At 61.7% G+C, this 13,950-nt stretch carries 13 protein-coding genes; 8 read left to right on the top strand and 5 right to left on the bottom strand.

The features are described from left to right. From ACSQ8R_RS05475 to rpmG, 4 genes are all read left to right on the top strand, one after another. A complete protein-coding gene (locus ACSQ8R_RS05475) occupies positions 1 to 453 on the top strand; it encodes a DUF983 domain-containing protein (protein ID WP_436252448.1) in 453 nt (150 codons plus the stop codon). Beyond that, a complete protein-coding gene (locus ACSQ8R_RS05470; RefSeq protein WP_436252447.1) occupies positions 450 to 1,136 on the top strand; it encodes an NUDIX hydrolase in 687 nt (228 codons plus the stop codon). Before ACSQ8R_RS05475 ends, ACSQ8R_RS05470 begins: the two co-directional genes overlap by 4 nt. Before the next feature lie 10 nt (positions 1,137 to 1,146). Next, a complete protein-coding gene (locus ACSQ8R_RS05465) occupies positions 1,147 to 2,331 on the top strand; it encodes an MFS transporter (RefSeq protein ID WP_436252446.1) in 1,185 nt (394 codons plus the stop codon). A 91-nt stretch (positions 2,332 to 2,422) separates the two neighbouring features. Continuing rightward, the gene (gene rpmG / locus ACSQ8R_RS05460) at positions 2,423 to 2,590 is read left to right on the top strand and encodes a 50S ribosomal protein L33 (protein WP_003547442.1); all 168 of its coding nucleotides are present in this window, start codon (positions 2,423 to 2,425) and stop codon (positions 2,588 to 2,590) included. A gap of 774 nt (positions 2,591 to 3,364) precedes the next feature. Here the strand turns inward: rpmG and ACSQ8R_RS05455 are convergent. Next, positions 3,365 to 4,735 carry a PleD family two-component system response regulator gene (locus tag ACSQ8R_RS05455; RefSeq protein WP_436252445.1) on the bottom strand — a complete coding sequence of 457 codons (1,371 nt, stop codon included), beginning with the start codon at positions 4,733 to 4,735 and terminating at the stop codon, positions 3,365 to 3,367. 16 nt (positions 4,736 to 4,751) lie between these two features. Continuing rightward, on the bottom strand, positions 4,752 to 5,123 hold the full coding sequence (locus ACSQ8R_RS05450) for a response regulator (RefSeq protein ID WP_007765577.1): 372 nt from the start codon (positions 5,121 to 5,123) through the stop codon (positions 4,752 to 4,754). Between the two features lie 132 nt (positions 5,124 to 5,255). Between ACSQ8R_RS05450 and ACSQ8R_RS05445 the strand changes: the two genes are divergently transcribed. Beyond that, positions 5,256 to 5,564: a DUF3572 domain-containing protein gene (locus ACSQ8R_RS05445; protein WP_436252444.1), complete on the top strand. Its 309-nt coding sequence runs from the start codon at positions 5,256 to 5,258 to the stop codon at positions 5,562 to 5,564. A gap of 1 nt (position 5,565) precedes the next feature. Beyond that, on the top strand, positions 5,566 to 6,216 hold the full coding sequence (locus tag ACSQ8R_RS05440) for a hypothetical protein (protein ID WP_436252443.1): 651 nt from the start codon (positions 5,566 to 5,568) through the stop codon (positions 6,214 to 6,216). Between the two features lie 2 nt (positions 6,217 to 6,218). On the opposite strand, the gene ACSQ8R_RS05435 is transcribed toward ACSQ8R_RS05440, so the two are convergent. After that, on the bottom strand, positions 6,219 to 6,368 hold the full coding sequence (locus ACSQ8R_RS05435) for a hypothetical protein (protein ID WP_436252442.1): 150 nt from the start codon (positions 6,366 to 6,368) through the stop codon (positions 6,219 to 6,221). A 77-nt stretch (positions 6,369 to 6,445) separates the two neighbouring features. On the opposite strand from ACSQ8R_RS05435, the gene ACSQ8R_RS05430 reads away from it, so the two are divergent. Both ACSQ8R_RS05430 and ACSQ8R_RS05425 read left to right on the top strand, forming a co-directional pair. Continuing rightward, positions 6,446 to 7,738, top strand: a complete 1,293-nt coding sequence (locus ACSQ8R_RS05430) for a DNA polymerase IV (RefSeq protein ID WP_436252441.1) — start codon at positions 6,446 to 6,448, stop codon at positions 7,736 to 7,738. Between the two features lie 109 nt (positions 7,739 to 7,847). Continuing rightward, positions 7,848 to 9,218 (top strand): L,D-transpeptidase, encoded by a 1,371-nt coding sequence (locus ACSQ8R_RS05425; RefSeq protein WP_436252440.1) that lies wholly within the window; start codon positions 7,848 to 7,850, stop codon positions 9,216 to 9,218. Between the two features lie 101 nt (positions 9,219 to 9,319). Here the strand turns inward: ACSQ8R_RS05425 and dnaE are convergent, their stop codons facing one another. Beyond that, positions 9,320 to 12,817, bottom strand: coding sequence for a DNA polymerase III subunit alpha (gene dnaE, locus ACSQ8R_RS05420; protein ID WP_436252439.1), 3,498 nt, complete (start codon positions 12,815 to 12,817; stop codon positions 9,320 to 9,322). 449 nt (positions 12,818 to 13,266) lie between these two features. Then, positions 13,267 to 13,950 (bottom strand): ABC transporter ATP-binding protein, encoded by a 684-nt coding sequence (locus ACSQ8R_RS05415; protein ID WP_436252438.1) that lies wholly within the window; start codon positions 13,948 to 13,950, stop codon positions 13,267 to 13,269.

The raw sequence follows: 13,950 nt of genomic DNA, 5'->3' as shown, positions 1-13,950 counted from the left end.
ATGCAGAAGCAGGGCGAACAGACAATCCGATACGGTGGCGCACAGGAGGCCGAAAGGCCGCTCGGCCGCTCCATCAAGCGGGGCTTGCTCTGCACTTGTCCTGCCTGCGGCACCGGCCGCCTGTTCCGGGCCTTCCTCAAACCGGTCGATACCTGTGCCGTCTGCGGCGAGGAGATCTCCCACCACCGCGCCGACGACTTGCCGGCCTATCTCGTCATCGTCGTCGTCGGCCATGTGCTGATGACCGGCTACATGCTGACCGACATGACGCTCAGGGTCTCGCCCTGGGTGCATCTGGCGATCTGGGTGCCGCTCGCGATCCTCGCGGCCCTCCTGACGATCCAGCCGATCAAGGGCGGCGTCATCGGCTTCCAGTGGGCGCTGAAGATGCACGGCTTCGGGGGCAAGGAGGATGAGGCGGTCGATCCGGGCCGGGGCGGACCGATCGCATGACATCCTCCGCCGAGGAACAGGCTCCGTTTGCAATGGACACGCCGAAACATGCCCGCGTTGCCGGCGTGACGCCCAAGGACGCGGCCTCGCTGATCCTGATCGATCGTTCGAACGAGGCTCCGCGGGTCCTGATGGGCCGGCGCGGCAGCGGCCACGTCTTCATGCCGGACGTCTACGTGTTCCCGGGCGGAAAGCGCGATGCCCGCGACCATGCGCTTCCCTTCAGCGCCGACCTCGACCCGCGCGTTCTCGAAAAGCTGGTTGCCGGCACCGCCGCCCGCATGACCTCGGCTCGCGCCCGGGCCTTGGCGCTCGCGGCTCTCAGAGAACTTCATGAGGAGACCGGGCTTGCCGGCGGCGGCGCTGCAAACCTCTCCCGCCTGCGCTACGTTGCCCGCGCCATCACGCCGCCCGGCAATGTCCGGCGCTACGACACGCGTTTCTTTCTTGCGTTCACCGACGAAACCTTCTTCGACATGGGACGCCTGTGCGACTCAAACGAACTTCAGGACGTGCGCTGGCTTGACATTGCCGAGCTTTCGGGTCTGAAACTCCCGCGCATCACCCAGGCGGTCATGGAGGACGTGAAAAACCTGATGGCATCCGATCCGTCTTTACCGTTTGGAAGCCCGGTGTCCTTCTACTTCATGCGTCATGGACGATTCGTCCGCAGCCGACTGTAAGGAATAACGAATGGCTCAGCCGACGACAGACGCCAACGGCCATGTCGAAAAGATTCACTGGCCGTCGCTGATCGCCGCCATATCCGCCATCAGTGCCGTTGGCATCGCCATCGGCCTCGGACTGCCGCTCCTCAGCATCATTCTTGAAAAGCGCGGAATTTCCTCCACCCTGATCGGCCTCAACGCCGCCATGGCCGGCGTCGCCTCGATGGTCGCGGCGCCGATCACCACCAAGATCGCCCATGACTACGGCGTGGCGCGGACCATGATGTTCGCGGTGCTCGTCGCCGCCATCAGCGCCATCGGCTTTTATTACGCGGATGCCTTCTGGATGTGGTTCCCGTTGCGCTTCACCTTCCATGGCGCGACGACGACGCTATTCATCCTGTCGGAATTCTGGATCAACGAGGCCGCCCCGCCACGCCGCCGCGGGCTCGTTCTCGGCATCTATGCGACGGTACTCGCCATCGGCTTCGCGATCGGCCCCCTGCTCTTCTCCGCGCTCGGCAGCGACGGCATCCTGCCCTTCCTGGTCGGCGCGGCGATTATCATGCTGGCGATCATCCCGATCTTCGTCGCCCGCCACGAAAGCCCCGTCCTGGACACCAAGCCGGACCGGCATTTCTTCCACTATATCTTCCTCGTCCCGACAGCGACGGCGGCGGTGTTTGCCTTCGGCGCCGTTTCGGCGGGCGGACTGTCGCTGTTCCCGATCTATGCATTGCGTTCCGCACTGACCGAACCTCAGACCGCAGTGCTGCTGACGGTGATGGGGATAGGCAACATGGCCTTCCAGATCCCGCTCGGCCTCTATTCCGACAAGCTGAGGGACCGGCGGCCGCTCCTGACCGCCATGGCCGTCCTCGGCGTTGCGGGGTCGCTGGCACTGCCCTTCCTGATCCAGAACTGGATCATGATGGCGGTGGTCCTGTTTTTCTGGGGCGGCTGCGTTTCCGGCCTCTATACGGTGGGTCTGGCGCATCTGGGTTCGAGACTCAGCGGCGCCGACCTTGCCGCGGCCAATGCGGCTTTCATCTTCTGCTATGCGGTGGGCACCGTCGCCGGCCCGCAGGGCATCGGCGCTGCCATCGATATCGCCGGCAATGACGGTTTTGCCTGGGCATTGGCGGGATTCTTCGGCTTCTATGTGCTGGTTTCCATCTGCCGAATGCTTTTCCGATCAAAACGGAGTTGACTTTTCGGGCGCGATTTGTAATTTCGCGCCAGATTTCGCCGTGGACCCAACCCGCGTCCGCGGCTTCATTTTTTCTTAGAGGCAGAACACCATGGCGAAAGCTACGACCATCAAGATCAAGCTGCTGTCGACGGCTGACACCGGTTTCTTCTACGTCACCACGAAGAACAGCCGCACGATGACCGACAAGATGACCAAGACCAAGTACGACCCGGTCGCCAAGAAGCATGTCGAGTTCAAGGAAACCAAGATCAAGTAAGTCTTGATCCGAGGGTTTCTCGAAGGGCGCCAGCCGATACGGCTAGGCGCCTTTTCTTTTGGGCCTCACTTCATTTGGGTGATCCAGAGCAGTACGGGTTGCGTAGAAATGGAAAAGCGCCGCTCCAGAGACTGGAAGCGGCGCTTTTAATTGGGGGTCGACCAGCCTGCAATCACGGCACGAGGAACCGCTTTGGTATGCCTGCCAGTCGACCGACCCCACGACCCAGGAGATGCGGCGGACCTGAGCATCATGGGGTATCTATGTACCACTTTGGGTACACTGTCTGGTCGCGGCCAAAATTGCGCAAAACGAAAAGAAAATCAACACAATCTTAATCTCGAACCGATTCCATCGCTGTTGTTGGTTAAAATCCGCGGCGACTACTGATATTTTTGCGATTTTTATCGCATAAATACAAAGTTACTTCCGGCGCCTTAGATGCTTACTTTTATCTCACGGCTAGAAATGTCTTCCCGGTTTCAAGCACATCCCTGACGAGTGCTGGCTATACTCTCAGCCATGCAAAAAATTCAAAGCCATTTTGAAAAGCTATTCTCTGCCAGCAGATCTTAAAAAAGCGCCGATACATTCAAAATTTCCTGAATGCGCTGCAGCACTCCAGTTAACCGACTGCTGTTCATGAAATTCTTCCATTAATTAGCACCTGTAAAAAGTTGGGTTTCCGCCAAAAATAACTGGGGATCGGGTGCCGTTCCTCGATGTTTTCGCCGTTCGGAACGGCGGACTGGCATTTCAGGATCTACTGATTCTCTACGCGGCTGCGGCAACCACCCGGTTGCGCCCGCCGTTTTTCGCTTCATACAGCGCGCGGTCGGCCTGCTTCAGGAGCTGTTCCGGCGTCTCGGCGCCCTGCGTGTTGCAGGCGAGGCCGAGCGAGGCGGTGATATTCAGCATGATACCCGCCGTCTTCAGATGGAACGGCTGGCTCTCGATGATGCTGCGCAGCCGTTCGGCAATCGCGGCGGCCGACATGGCGTCGGTATCGGGCATGACGACCACGAATTCCTCCCCCCCGTAGCGGCAGGCAAGATCGGCACCCCTGACCGTCGAGCGGACGCGGGCTGCGAACTCCTTCAGCACCTCGTCGCCGGCATCATGGCCATAGGCGTCGTTGACCGACTTGAACCGGTCGATATCGGTGATGCAGACGGACAGCGGCCGTGAGCGTGCGGCAGCCCGGTTGAACAGCACCTTCAGGTGATTGTCGAGATAACGCCGGTTGTTGAGGCCGGTCAGCCCGTCGGTGACGGCGAGCTCGATCGTCTGGCGGACGCTCATGCTCAGGCGATCGTTGTAGCGCTTGCGCTTGATCTGGGTGAGCACGCGAGCCACGAGCTCGTTCGGGTCGATCGGCCGGACGATATAATCGTTGACGCCGAGATCGAGCGCCCGCACGATCAGATCGTCGGCGCCCATTTCGGTCACCAGCAGCAGCGGCAGGAAGCGCGTGCGCTCCAGTGAGCGCAGCTGCGAGCAGAGCCTCAGCGGATCATATTCGTCGAAATTGGCGTTGACGATCACCAGATCGACCGGGCTCTCCGCCGCTTCGAAAAGGGCCGCCTGCGGATCGGACATGGCAATGACGCCGGCGACCGGCTTCAGCGCCTTGATGATGCGTTCCTGCGAGCTTGCACGCCCATCGACGAGCAGAACCTGGGCCATCTCTTCGCGGCCGTCTGCCCCCTTCAGCATGTCTTCCAGCCCGATATTGCTGGCAGTGTCGGCGCGGATGCGCAGTTCGTCGCTGAGCGTCTTCAGCCTTACCAGGCTTTTCACGCGCGAAATGAGTTGCAGGTCGTTGACCGGTTTGGTCAGGAAATCGTCGGCACCGGCCTTCAGACCACGCACGCGGTCGGAAGGCTGGTCGAGCGCGGTGACCATGACGACCGGAATATGAGCGGTGCGCGGATTGGCCTTCAGCCGTTCGCAGACCTCGAAACCGTCAATGCCGGGCATCATGATGTCGAGCAGGATCAGGTCCACATGCGTGCTGTCGCAGATCGCCAGCGCCTTGTAGCCGTCGTCGGCGGTCAGGACGTCGAAATATTCGGCGAGAAGCCTGGCTTCGAGCAGCTTCACATTCGCCGGAATATCATCGACTACCAGTATCCGCGCCGTCATGAGGTCCGTCCCGTTTTCACGCGTCGCCGAGATATGTTTTTATCGTCTCGATGAACTTCGGCACCGAGATGGGTTTCGAGACATAGGCTTCGCAACCACCCTGGCGAATGCGTTCCTCGTCGCCCTTCATGGCAAAGGCGGTCACCGCGATCACCGGAATGACGTGCAGTTCATCGTCTTCCTTCAGCCATTTTGTGACTTCCAGACCCGAAACCTCGGGTAGCTGGATGTCCATCAAAATCAGATCGGGTCGATGTTTGCGTGCAAGATCAAGCGCTTCCATACCGTTGCGGGTCTGGATGGTATCGTATCCCGATGCTTCGATCAGGTCGCGGAAGAGCTTCATGTTCAGCTCGTTGTCCTCGACGATCATGACCCGTTTGGGCATAGCGATCCGTTCCTTAAATCCCGGCTTGCATGAGTGCCTTCAGTATATAAGCTCCCGGAACGGCCGATTCCACGGAGCGCCTGTCAGGCACGGTAGAGCCATTTAGTTGAAAAAGAGGTAACTCGTCGGATAATGCGGCGCGATCCCGGTAATGCTCGAAGCAACAAAGACAACGCGGAAGAGACGGCAGGCGCCATTCTCGGGTGGCTCGCCAACGAACCCGACATGCTTGGCCGGTTCCTCGCCCTTTCCGGCGTACAGCCCAACCAGTTGCGCAATGCGGTAAACGATCCGGGCTTTCTCGCCGGGATGATCGATTTCCTGATGGGTCACGAGCCGACACTGCTGGCCTTCTGCGAGGCGACGGGTACAAAGCCCGAGACCGTCGCGGCAGCCTGGCAGCATTATTCCGGTCCCGGGCCCGGTTCCGGCGACTATTGAAATGGGAGAGATCCTCGACCTTTCCCATGTGCGCCTCGGCGACCGGCCGCTCGTCGTCTGCGATATCGACGACGTGGTGCTGCATTTCGTTGCCCCCTTCCAGGAGTTCCTGCGCGGCGAAGGCCATGAGCTCTTGCCGCGCTCGTTCCGGCTTACCGGCAATATTGTTTCCATAGAGACCCAGATCGCGCTCGAACATCCGGACGTGCGTCGGTTGATCGAGGACTTTTTCGAAGCCCAGGAAAACTGGCAGATCCCGTTCGACTTCGTCGTCCAGACGCTCGACGCGCTGTCGAAGGATGCCGACGTCGTGTTCCTCACCGCGATGCCGCCGCGCTACCGGGAGCCTCGCCGCCGGCTTCTCGACCAGATCGGCCTCACCTTCCCGCTGATCGCCAGCGAGGAACCGAAGGGACCGATCATGCAGCGCCTGCATGCGGGACGTCCCCTGCCCTCGGTCTTCATCGACGACATGGCGCATAATCTTCACTCCGTGCGGGATCATGTCGCCGAATGCCTGCTCCTCCACATGATGCCGGACTCGCCCCTGCATCTGCTTGCGCCGAAACCGGACGAAGGCATCGTCCGGGCGACGGACTGGCCGCATGCCGCCGGGCTGATCCGGAACCATATCAAGCCCAAAGCCGCCTGACATCAGCGTTCCGGCCGCATCAGCGACCCTCCGTGCTGATGGCGCGACGCGACGCGCCAACAGTGGTAGAAGGCGCCGTGGGAGCAGAAGAGCATTTCGAAATCCTCCCAGCGCCTCACCGTCACAGGCTCGAAGCGACGATCGATATCCACGCCAAACCTCCACGCTCTCCCTTGTGACTCACGAGCTTAGGCCTTAACGTCGCAGTGTTCAATCTTTGTTCTCTGCCATGACGCCTACGCCTGACAAGACACCCGGCTTCTGTCGCGACTGCCTTGCGGAGCAGAAGGCGGAAGTGCGCCGTTGCCGCGCCTGCGGCAGTCCGCGTCTCGTCTATCACAAGGAGCTCTACGCGCTGACGCTGGCGCATATCGACTGCGACGCCTTTTATGCGACGATCGAAAAACGCGACAACCCGGAACTCGCCGACAAGCCTGTCATTATCGGCGGCGGCAAGCGCGGCGTCGTCTCGACGGCCTGCTATATCGCCCGGATCAACGGCGTGCGGTCGGCGATGCCGATGTTCAAGGCGCTGGAACTCTGCCCCGACGCCGTCGTCATCCCGCCGAACATGGAGAAGTATGTCACCGTGGGGCGGCAGGTGCGCTCCATGATGCACGATCTGACGCCGCTGGTTCAGCCGCTGTCGATCGATGAGGCCTTTCTCGAACTCGCTGGCACCGAACGGCTGCACCATGCCCCGCCGGCGCGAATTCTGGCCAAGTTCGCCAAGCGTGTACAGGACGAGATCGGCATCAGTGTTTCGGTCGGCCTCTCCTACTGCAAGTTTCTCGCCAAGGTCGCTTCGGACCTGCAGAAACCGCGCGGGTTTTCGGTGATCGGCCAGGAAGAGGCGCTGGAATTCCTGGCGGCCCGGCCCGTCACCACCATCTGGGGCGTCGGCAAGGCGTTCAACGCGACGCTGGAGGCGGACGGGATCCGCACCATCGGCCAACTCCAGACCATGCAGGAAGCCGACCTGATGCGCCGCTACGGCTCGATGGGCCAGCGGCTCTATCGCCTCTCGCGCGGCATCGACGACCGGGTGGTCCATGTGAACGAGGCCGCGAAGAGCGTTTCGGCCGAGACCACCTTCTTCGACGATATCTCGGGTTATGACGATCTCGTGCCGATCCTGCGGCGGCTTTCCGAAAAGGTCTCGGCGCGGCTGAAGAAACACGGCATTGCCGGGCAGACCGTCGTTCTCAAGCTGAAGACCGCCGACTTCAAGAGCCGCACCCGCAACAAGCGGCTGGAGGACCCGACCCAGCTCGCCGACCGCATTTTCCGTACTGGGCTGTCGCTGATGGAACGGGAGACCGACGGCACCAAATTCCGCCTGCTCGGCATCGGCGTCACCGATCTTGGCGATCCGACGCTTGCCGATCCGCCCGACCTCGTCGATCGCCAGGCAGGCCGCCGGGCGGCCGCGGAAGCGGCGATGGACAAGCTGCGCGACAAGTTCGGCAAGGCTGCGGTCGAGACCGGATATACTTTCGGAAGCCGCCGTCGGGATCAATGAAATGTGATCCGTTATTAACCATAAGGTTAAAACTACTCGCGACGCGGATAACCTTCCTTAAACCTCATACGCTAGTGTGCCGGTCCATGTATTGCGTATGGGGTCGGTCATGTTGCGTCGCTTGGTGTTCGGGTTAGGTCTTTTGTCTGCGACCATGTTGTCGCATGCGGCTTTTGCGGAAGGTGCCCGCACGCTGCAGATCATCGTTTCCAAGGACAAGCAGTCGCTTGTCGTCTATGACGGCGAAACGGTGGTCACCACATCGAAAGTGTCGACCGGCAAGGATGGCCACACGACGCCGAGCGGGATCTTCTCGATCCTCGAAAAACAGAAATATCACGAATCCAACCTCTATTCGAACGCGCCCATGCCTTGGATGCAGCGCCTGACCTGGTCGGGCATCGCGCTTCACGAATCAAACAGCGTGCCGAATTATCCGGCCTCGCATGGCTGCGTGCGCATGCCGGGCGCATTTGCAAAATCGCTCTTCCAGATGACCGAGCGCGGCGCGCATGTGATCATCACCGATGCGCCGGTCGTGCCGCAATTGATCGAGAACGCCAACCTGTTCCTGCCGCGCAAGCCGCTGCCGACAGGGCCGCTGCTCTCCGATGTCCAACTGCGGACCTCGTCGATCGGCAGCAGCTCGAAACCGGTCGAAGTGGCGATGAACGTCGTTCCGAACAATCCCTCGATCGTCCATCCGACGAGCGACGCGCGGCCGGCTCCGACCCAGCCGGTGGCGGTCGCGAAGGAGGATGTCGCACCGCTGCGCATCCTCATCACCCGCCGCGGCGAGCGCGAAACGCTGATGGATGCCCAGATCCTGCTGCAGCAGCTGGGTTTCGACACCGGCGGCGGCGATGGATTCGCCGGTCCGATGACCCGCAGCGCAATCGCCGGCTTCAAGCGCTGGAAGAACCTGTCGCCCAAGGGCGCGCTGGTGACGCCGGAATTCCTCGACTCGCTTTACGAGACCGCAGGCGAGCCGCGCCCGCCGATGGGCCAGATCATGGTGCGCCAGAATTTCCAGCCGCTGTTCGAGGCGCCGGTCGGCATCAAGGACCCGGAAATAGCGCTCGGCACGCATTTCTTCAGCATCGACAAGGTCGAGCGCAAGGAAGAGACGGCCGAATGGCACGCAGTCACCGTTCCGAACGGACTGAGCGCCGCGATGAAGCAGCGGCTCGGGATCACGGTCTCCGACGACCCCTACGCGCCGGGTGCTGCCGCGCAGGCCCTCGCCCGCATCGAGATCCCGGCCGATATTCGCGACCGCATCGAGACGCTGATCAGCGATGGCTCCTCCCTCACCATCAACGACCAGGGCATCGGCCAGGACACCGGCGACGGCACCGACTTCATCACCGTCACCCAGCCGGTGCAGCGGGTCGCCGAAGCGCAGTCCTCGATCGCCAGGCCGCAGCCAGTCAGCCAGCGGCGCACGGCAGCAAAGCCCCGCGCTTACGGCCTCTATTGAGGCTCCTGAAGCGTGTAGCGACCCCTCGGATCACCGCACGCTGCAAGTGTTTCTGATTACATCTCTATCGAAAAACGCTGCGCGCGCTTCCGAGATCCGAGCTAGACCAGTTCGACGTCGAGAACGCCCGGCGCCGTCCTCAGCGCCGCGGCGATTTCCGGTGAGATGCGGTATTTTTCCGTCAACTCCACCTCGATTTCCCGCTTGCCGTCATCCTTGATGACCACGAACGACACCAGCCCGTCGCCCCGGGCGTTCAAGTGCCGCGCGACAGTGCGCAGCGGGCCTAAATCGCGGACGAAGACGCGCAGCGCCTTCTGCATCTGCACCGACTTCTCTTCAAGCGACTGCGCAGTCTGGATGCGCAGGCCGATGCCTTCCGGCCGCTCTTCCGCCTGCACGGTGATGACCAGCGACTTGCCGGGTTCGAGCAGGTCGCGATATTGCGCCAACCCTTCCGAAAACAGTACCGCCTCGAACTGGCCGGTCGCATCCGAGAAGGTGACGATGCCCATCTTATTGCCGGTGCGGGTCTTGCGTTCCTGTTTGCCGGTCACTGTCCCCGCCAGCCGGCCGGCGGTGGCGCCCTGTTTCACGGCGGCGGAAAAGTCCGCGAAATTCTGGACGCGCATTTTGGCGAGTACATTGGCATAGGCGTCGAGCGGGTGGGCGGAGAGATAGAAGCCGAGCACCTGGTATTCGCGCATCAGCATTTCGGACGGCATCCACGGCGTAAACGACGGGAAGATCAGCGTCTCCGGCCCGGAGGCGGAAGACGAGCCGAACATGTCGTGCTGGCCGCTCACCTTTTCGCCCTGGGCACGCTGCGCATAACCGATGATGCGGTCGAGGCCGCCGCTCAGCTCGGCGCGGTCGCGGCCGAAACAATCGAAGGCGCCTGCCGAGATCAGGCTTTCCATGACGCGGCGGTTGACCTGTTTCGGATCGATCCTGAGGCAGAAATCCTCGATGCTGGCGAAAGGTACATCGCCGCGCACTTCGGTAATGTGATCAACCGCCGATTCACCGACGCCCTTGATGGCGGCGAGCGCGTAGTAGATCCTGTTGTCGCCGGTCTCGAAATGCCGGAACGAGGTCTGGACCGACGGCGGAATGACCGAGATCCCGAGGCGGCCGGCATCCTGCCGGAAATCGTTGAGCTTCTCGCTGTTCGACATATCGTATGTCATGGAAGCGGCGAGGAACTCGACCGGGTAATGCGCCTTCATGAAGGCGGTCTGGTAGGAGACGATCGCGTAGGCCGCGGCGTGCGACTTGTTGAAGCCGTAATTGGCGAACTTGGCGAGCAGTTCGAAGATGTTGTTGGCCTGCGGCTTGGAGACGCCGTTCTTGATGGCGCCATCGACAAAGCGTTCGCTCTGCTGGTCCATCTCCGCCTTGATCTTCTTGCCCATGGCGCGGCGCAGGAGGTCGGCCTCGCCGAGCGAATAGCCCGAAAGGACCTGGGCGATCTGCATCACCTGCTCCTGGTAGACGATGACCCCTTGAGTCTCCTTCAGGAGATGGTCGATCATCGGATGGATCGACTCGATCTCCTCCTCGCCATGCTTGCGGGCGTTGTAGGTCGGGATGTTCTCCATCGGACCCGGGCGATAAAGCGCCACGAGCGCGATAATGTCCTCGATGCAGTCCGGCCGCATGCCGATCAGCGCCTTGCGCATGCCCGCACTTTCCACCTGGAACACGCCGACCGTCTCGCCGCGCGAGAGCATTTCGTAGGTCTTCTGATCGTCGAGCGGGATCTTGGCCAGATCGACCTCGATGCCGCGCTTGCGGCAGAAATCGACGGCGGTCTTCAGCACCGTCAGCGTCTTCAGGCCGAGGAAGTCGAACTTAACGAGGCCCGCCTGTTCCACCCATTTCATGTTGAACTGGGTGACCGGCATGTCGGAGCGCGGGTCTCGGTACATCGGCACCAGCTTCGACAGCGGCCGGTCGCCGATGACGATACCGGCGGCGTGGGTGGAGGCGTGGCGATAGAGGCCTTCGATCTTCTGGGCGATATCGAGGAGGCGGGCGACGACCGGTTCCTTGTCGGCCTCCTCCTGAAATTTCGGATCCTCCTCGATCGCCTTCGACAGCGGCGTCGGGTTGGCCGGGTTGTTCGGCACCAGCTTGCAGATCTTGTCGACCTGGCCATAGGGCATTTCGAGCACGCGGCCGACGTCGCGCAAGGCGGCGCGCGCCTGCAGCGAACCGAAGGTGATGATCTGCGCCACCTGCTCGCGGCCGTATTTCTGCTGCACGTAGCGGATCACCTCCTCGCGGCGATCCTGGCAGAAGTCGATGTCGAAGTCGGGCATCGAGACGCGGTCGGGATTGAGGAAGCGTTCGAACAGAAGCGAGAAGCGCAGCGGATCGACGTCGGTGATGGTCAGCGCGTAGGCGACCAGCGAGCCCGCACCGGAGCCACGGCCGGGACCGACCGGGATGCCCTGCTGCTTGGCCCATTTGATGAAGTCGGCAACGATCAGGAAGTAGCCCGGGAATTTCATCTTCTCGATGACGCTGAGCTCGAAATCGAGTCGCTCGCGGTAATCCTGCTCGGTATAACCGCGCGTCATGCCGAGCGTCGCGATCCGCTCTTCGAGACCTTCCACGGACTGGCGACGAAGCTCTTCCGCCTCCGCGCGTTCGGCTTCCGCCGGATCGTCGGTGGCGCCGGTGAAACGCGGCAGGATCGGATTGCGGGTCTTCAGCACGAAGGAGCAGCGGCGGGCGATCTCGACCGTGTTCTCAAGCGCCTCCGGCAGGTCGGCGAACAGCTTCGCCATCTCGGCACGGCTCTTCAGATAATGGTCCGGCGTCAGCCGGAAGCGGCTGTCGTCAGAGACGATCGCATTGTGGGCGACCGCCATCAGCGCGTCATGGGCATCGTAATCGGCCTTGGACGGAAAGAACGCCTCGTTGGTGGCGACCAGCGGCAGGTCGTGATCATAGGCGAGCGTGACGATCTTGTGCTCATGGCGCCGGTCGTAGGCGCCGTGGCGTTGCAGTTCGACATAGAGCCGGTCGCCGAAGATCTCCTTGAGCTTCAACAGCCTTGCTTCGGCAAGCGTGGCATTGCCTTCCTTCAGGACCACGTCGACCGGCCCGCCGCCGGCGCCGGTCAGCGCGATCAGCCCCTCGGTGCCGCCCTCTTCCAGCCAGGAGCGGCAGATATGGGTCGACTGATGCCCTTCGCCGCCGAGATAGGCGCGGCTGATGAGATCGACGAGCCGCTCGTAACCGACGGCATTGGCCGCCAGCACGACGATCGCCGGCAGTTTGGCGAGCTGCTGGTGGCTGTTGCGCCGCTCGTCCGACTGGTCTTCCATATCGATCGACAGCTGGCAGCCGATGATCGGCTGCAGGCCGTCGCCGATCGCCTTCTGGGCGAATTCCAGCGCGACAAACAGATTGTTGGTGTCGGCTATCGCGATCGCGGGCTGATTGTCCGCGATCGCCTTCGAGAGGATCTTCTTGAGCGGCAACGCGCCCTCAAGCAGCGAATAGGCGGAATGGACGCGCAGATGGACGAATTGAGGGGTAGTCCCCAGCTCTTCCGATGCCGATTTTACGTCCATGTTGTCTGCCATGCCTGCGCCTTACCCGTTTGATGAAGCGGGAACCATCTCATGAATCAGGCTATTGTCCGGCGCAGGGCCTTGAGAGTCCAGTTCGGATTTCCCCCCTCAACCGCTTTCGGCCGAGGGTGTCAGATCACATGGCCATCATGATCATGGAGAGGCTGGCCACGAAGGTGGCGATGGAAGCGAATGCGGCAATGTCACGAAGCAGGTCAGTCATCGTCGTCTCCCGTGTTCTCTTATGTTTTTAATTTGTTCTCTTTTTGTTTGAGAGTCAACAAAAGAACAGACCGGAAACAAACGCATCGCGATATCCTCACCCGCCTGGTAAACAAGGTGTTAATGCCGGAGTTTCTAGGCGGCTGAAAGCATACGGATACGTCCGGACCGGGACGACCATCCGGGCGTGAGCAGTTTCCGACGGGTCAGGATCATTGTGGGCGAAGCCGCCCGTACCTTCACATCTCGACGACCTTGCCGCCTTCGATCGTCACGCGGCGGTCCATGCGGCTGGCGAGCTCGTGGTTGTGGGTGGCGATCAGCGCCGCCAGGCCCGACTGGCGCACCAGGGCCTCCAATGCGTCGAAGACATAAGATGCGGTCTTCGGGTCGAGATTGCCGGTCGGCTCGTCGGCGAGAAGGACACGCGGGGCGTTGGCGACCGCGCGGGCTATCGCCACCCGTTGCTGCTCGCCACCGGACAGCTCGGAGGGGCGGTGCTCGGCGCGGTGGCCGATGCGCATGTAATCCAGCAGCTGGCTCGCCCGCTCCTTCGCCTCGGCCTTGGAAAGGCCGGCGATCAGCTGCGGCATCATGATGTTCTCGACGGCGGAAAACTCCGGCAGGAGATGGTGGAACTGATAGACGAAACCGATCTTGTTGCGGCGCAACGCGGTGCGTTCAGCGTCGGGAAGTCCGTTGCAGGCATGCCCGGCGAGAAAAACCTCGCCGGCGTCGGGATGTTCGAGCAGGCCGGCGAGATGCAGCAGCGTCGATTTGCCGGTGCCGGACGGGGCGACCAGCGCGACGATCTCGCCCGTCTTCAGCTCGAAATCAGCCCCCTTCAGGATCGAAAGCGTGGTCTCGCCCTGGCCGTAGTGACGTTCGACGCCCGAGAGCTGCAAGACGGTTTTGCGTGTCAT

It is taken from the genome of Neorhizobium sp. LjRoot104, assembly GCF_964253725.1.
Lineage (GTDB): Bacteria > Pseudomonadota > Alphaproteobacteria > Rhizobiales > Rhizobiaceae > Neorhizobium.
Note: the sequence above shows the minus strand (reverse complement) of the source record. Positions and strands in the feature narration are given on the sequence as shown.

Excerpts from the sequence above, each read along its gene's own strand:
- ACSQ8R_RS05440 (WP_436252443.1), top strand. The coding sequence starts at position 5,566 with ATGGGAGAGATCCTCGACCTTTCCCATGTGCGCCTCGGCGACCGGCCG.
- ACSQ8R_RS05415 (WP_436252438.1), bottom strand. The coding sequence starts at position 13,950 with ATGACACGCAAAACCGTCTTGCAGCTCTCGGGCGTCGAACGTCACTAC.
- ACSQ8R_RS05455 (WP_436252445.1), bottom strand. The coding sequence starts at position 4,735 with ATGACGGCGCGGATACTGGTAGTCGATGATATTCCGGCGAATGTGAAG.
- ACSQ8R_RS05445 (WP_436252444.1), top strand. The coding sequence starts at position 5,256 with ATGCGGCGCGATCCCGGTAATGCTCGAAGCAACAAAGACAACGCGGAA.
- ACSQ8R_RS05425 (WP_436252440.1), top strand. The coding sequence starts at position 7,848 with ATGTTGCGTCGCTTGGTGTTCGGGTTAGGTCTTTTGTCTGCGACCATG.
- dnaE (WP_436252439.1), bottom strand. The coding sequence starts at position 12,817 with ATGGCAGACAACATGGACGTAAAATCGGCATCGGAAGAGCTGGGGACT.
- ACSQ8R_RS05430 (WP_436252441.1), top strand. The coding sequence starts at position 6,446 with ATGACGCCTACGCCTGACAAGACACCCGGCTTCTGTCGCGACTGCCTT.
- rpmG (WP_003547442.1), top strand. The coding sequence starts at position 2,423 with ATGGCGAAAGCTACGACCATCAAGATCAAGCTGCTGTCGACGGCTGAC.
- ACSQ8R_RS05475 (WP_436252448.1), top strand. The coding sequence starts at position 1 with ATGCAGAAGCAGGGCGAACAGACAATCCGATACGGTGGCGCACAGGAG.
- ACSQ8R_RS05465 (WP_436252446.1), top strand. The coding sequence starts at position 1,147 with ATGGCTCAGCCGACGACAGACGCCAACGGCCATGTCGAAAAGATTCAC.
- ACSQ8R_RS05450 (WP_007765577.1), bottom strand. The coding sequence starts at position 5,123 with ATGCCCAAACGGGTCATGATCGTCGAGGACAACGAGCTGAACATGAAG.
- ACSQ8R_RS05470 (WP_436252447.1), top strand. The coding sequence starts at position 450 with ATGACATCCTCCGCCGAGGAACAGGCTCCGTTTGCAATGGACACGCCG.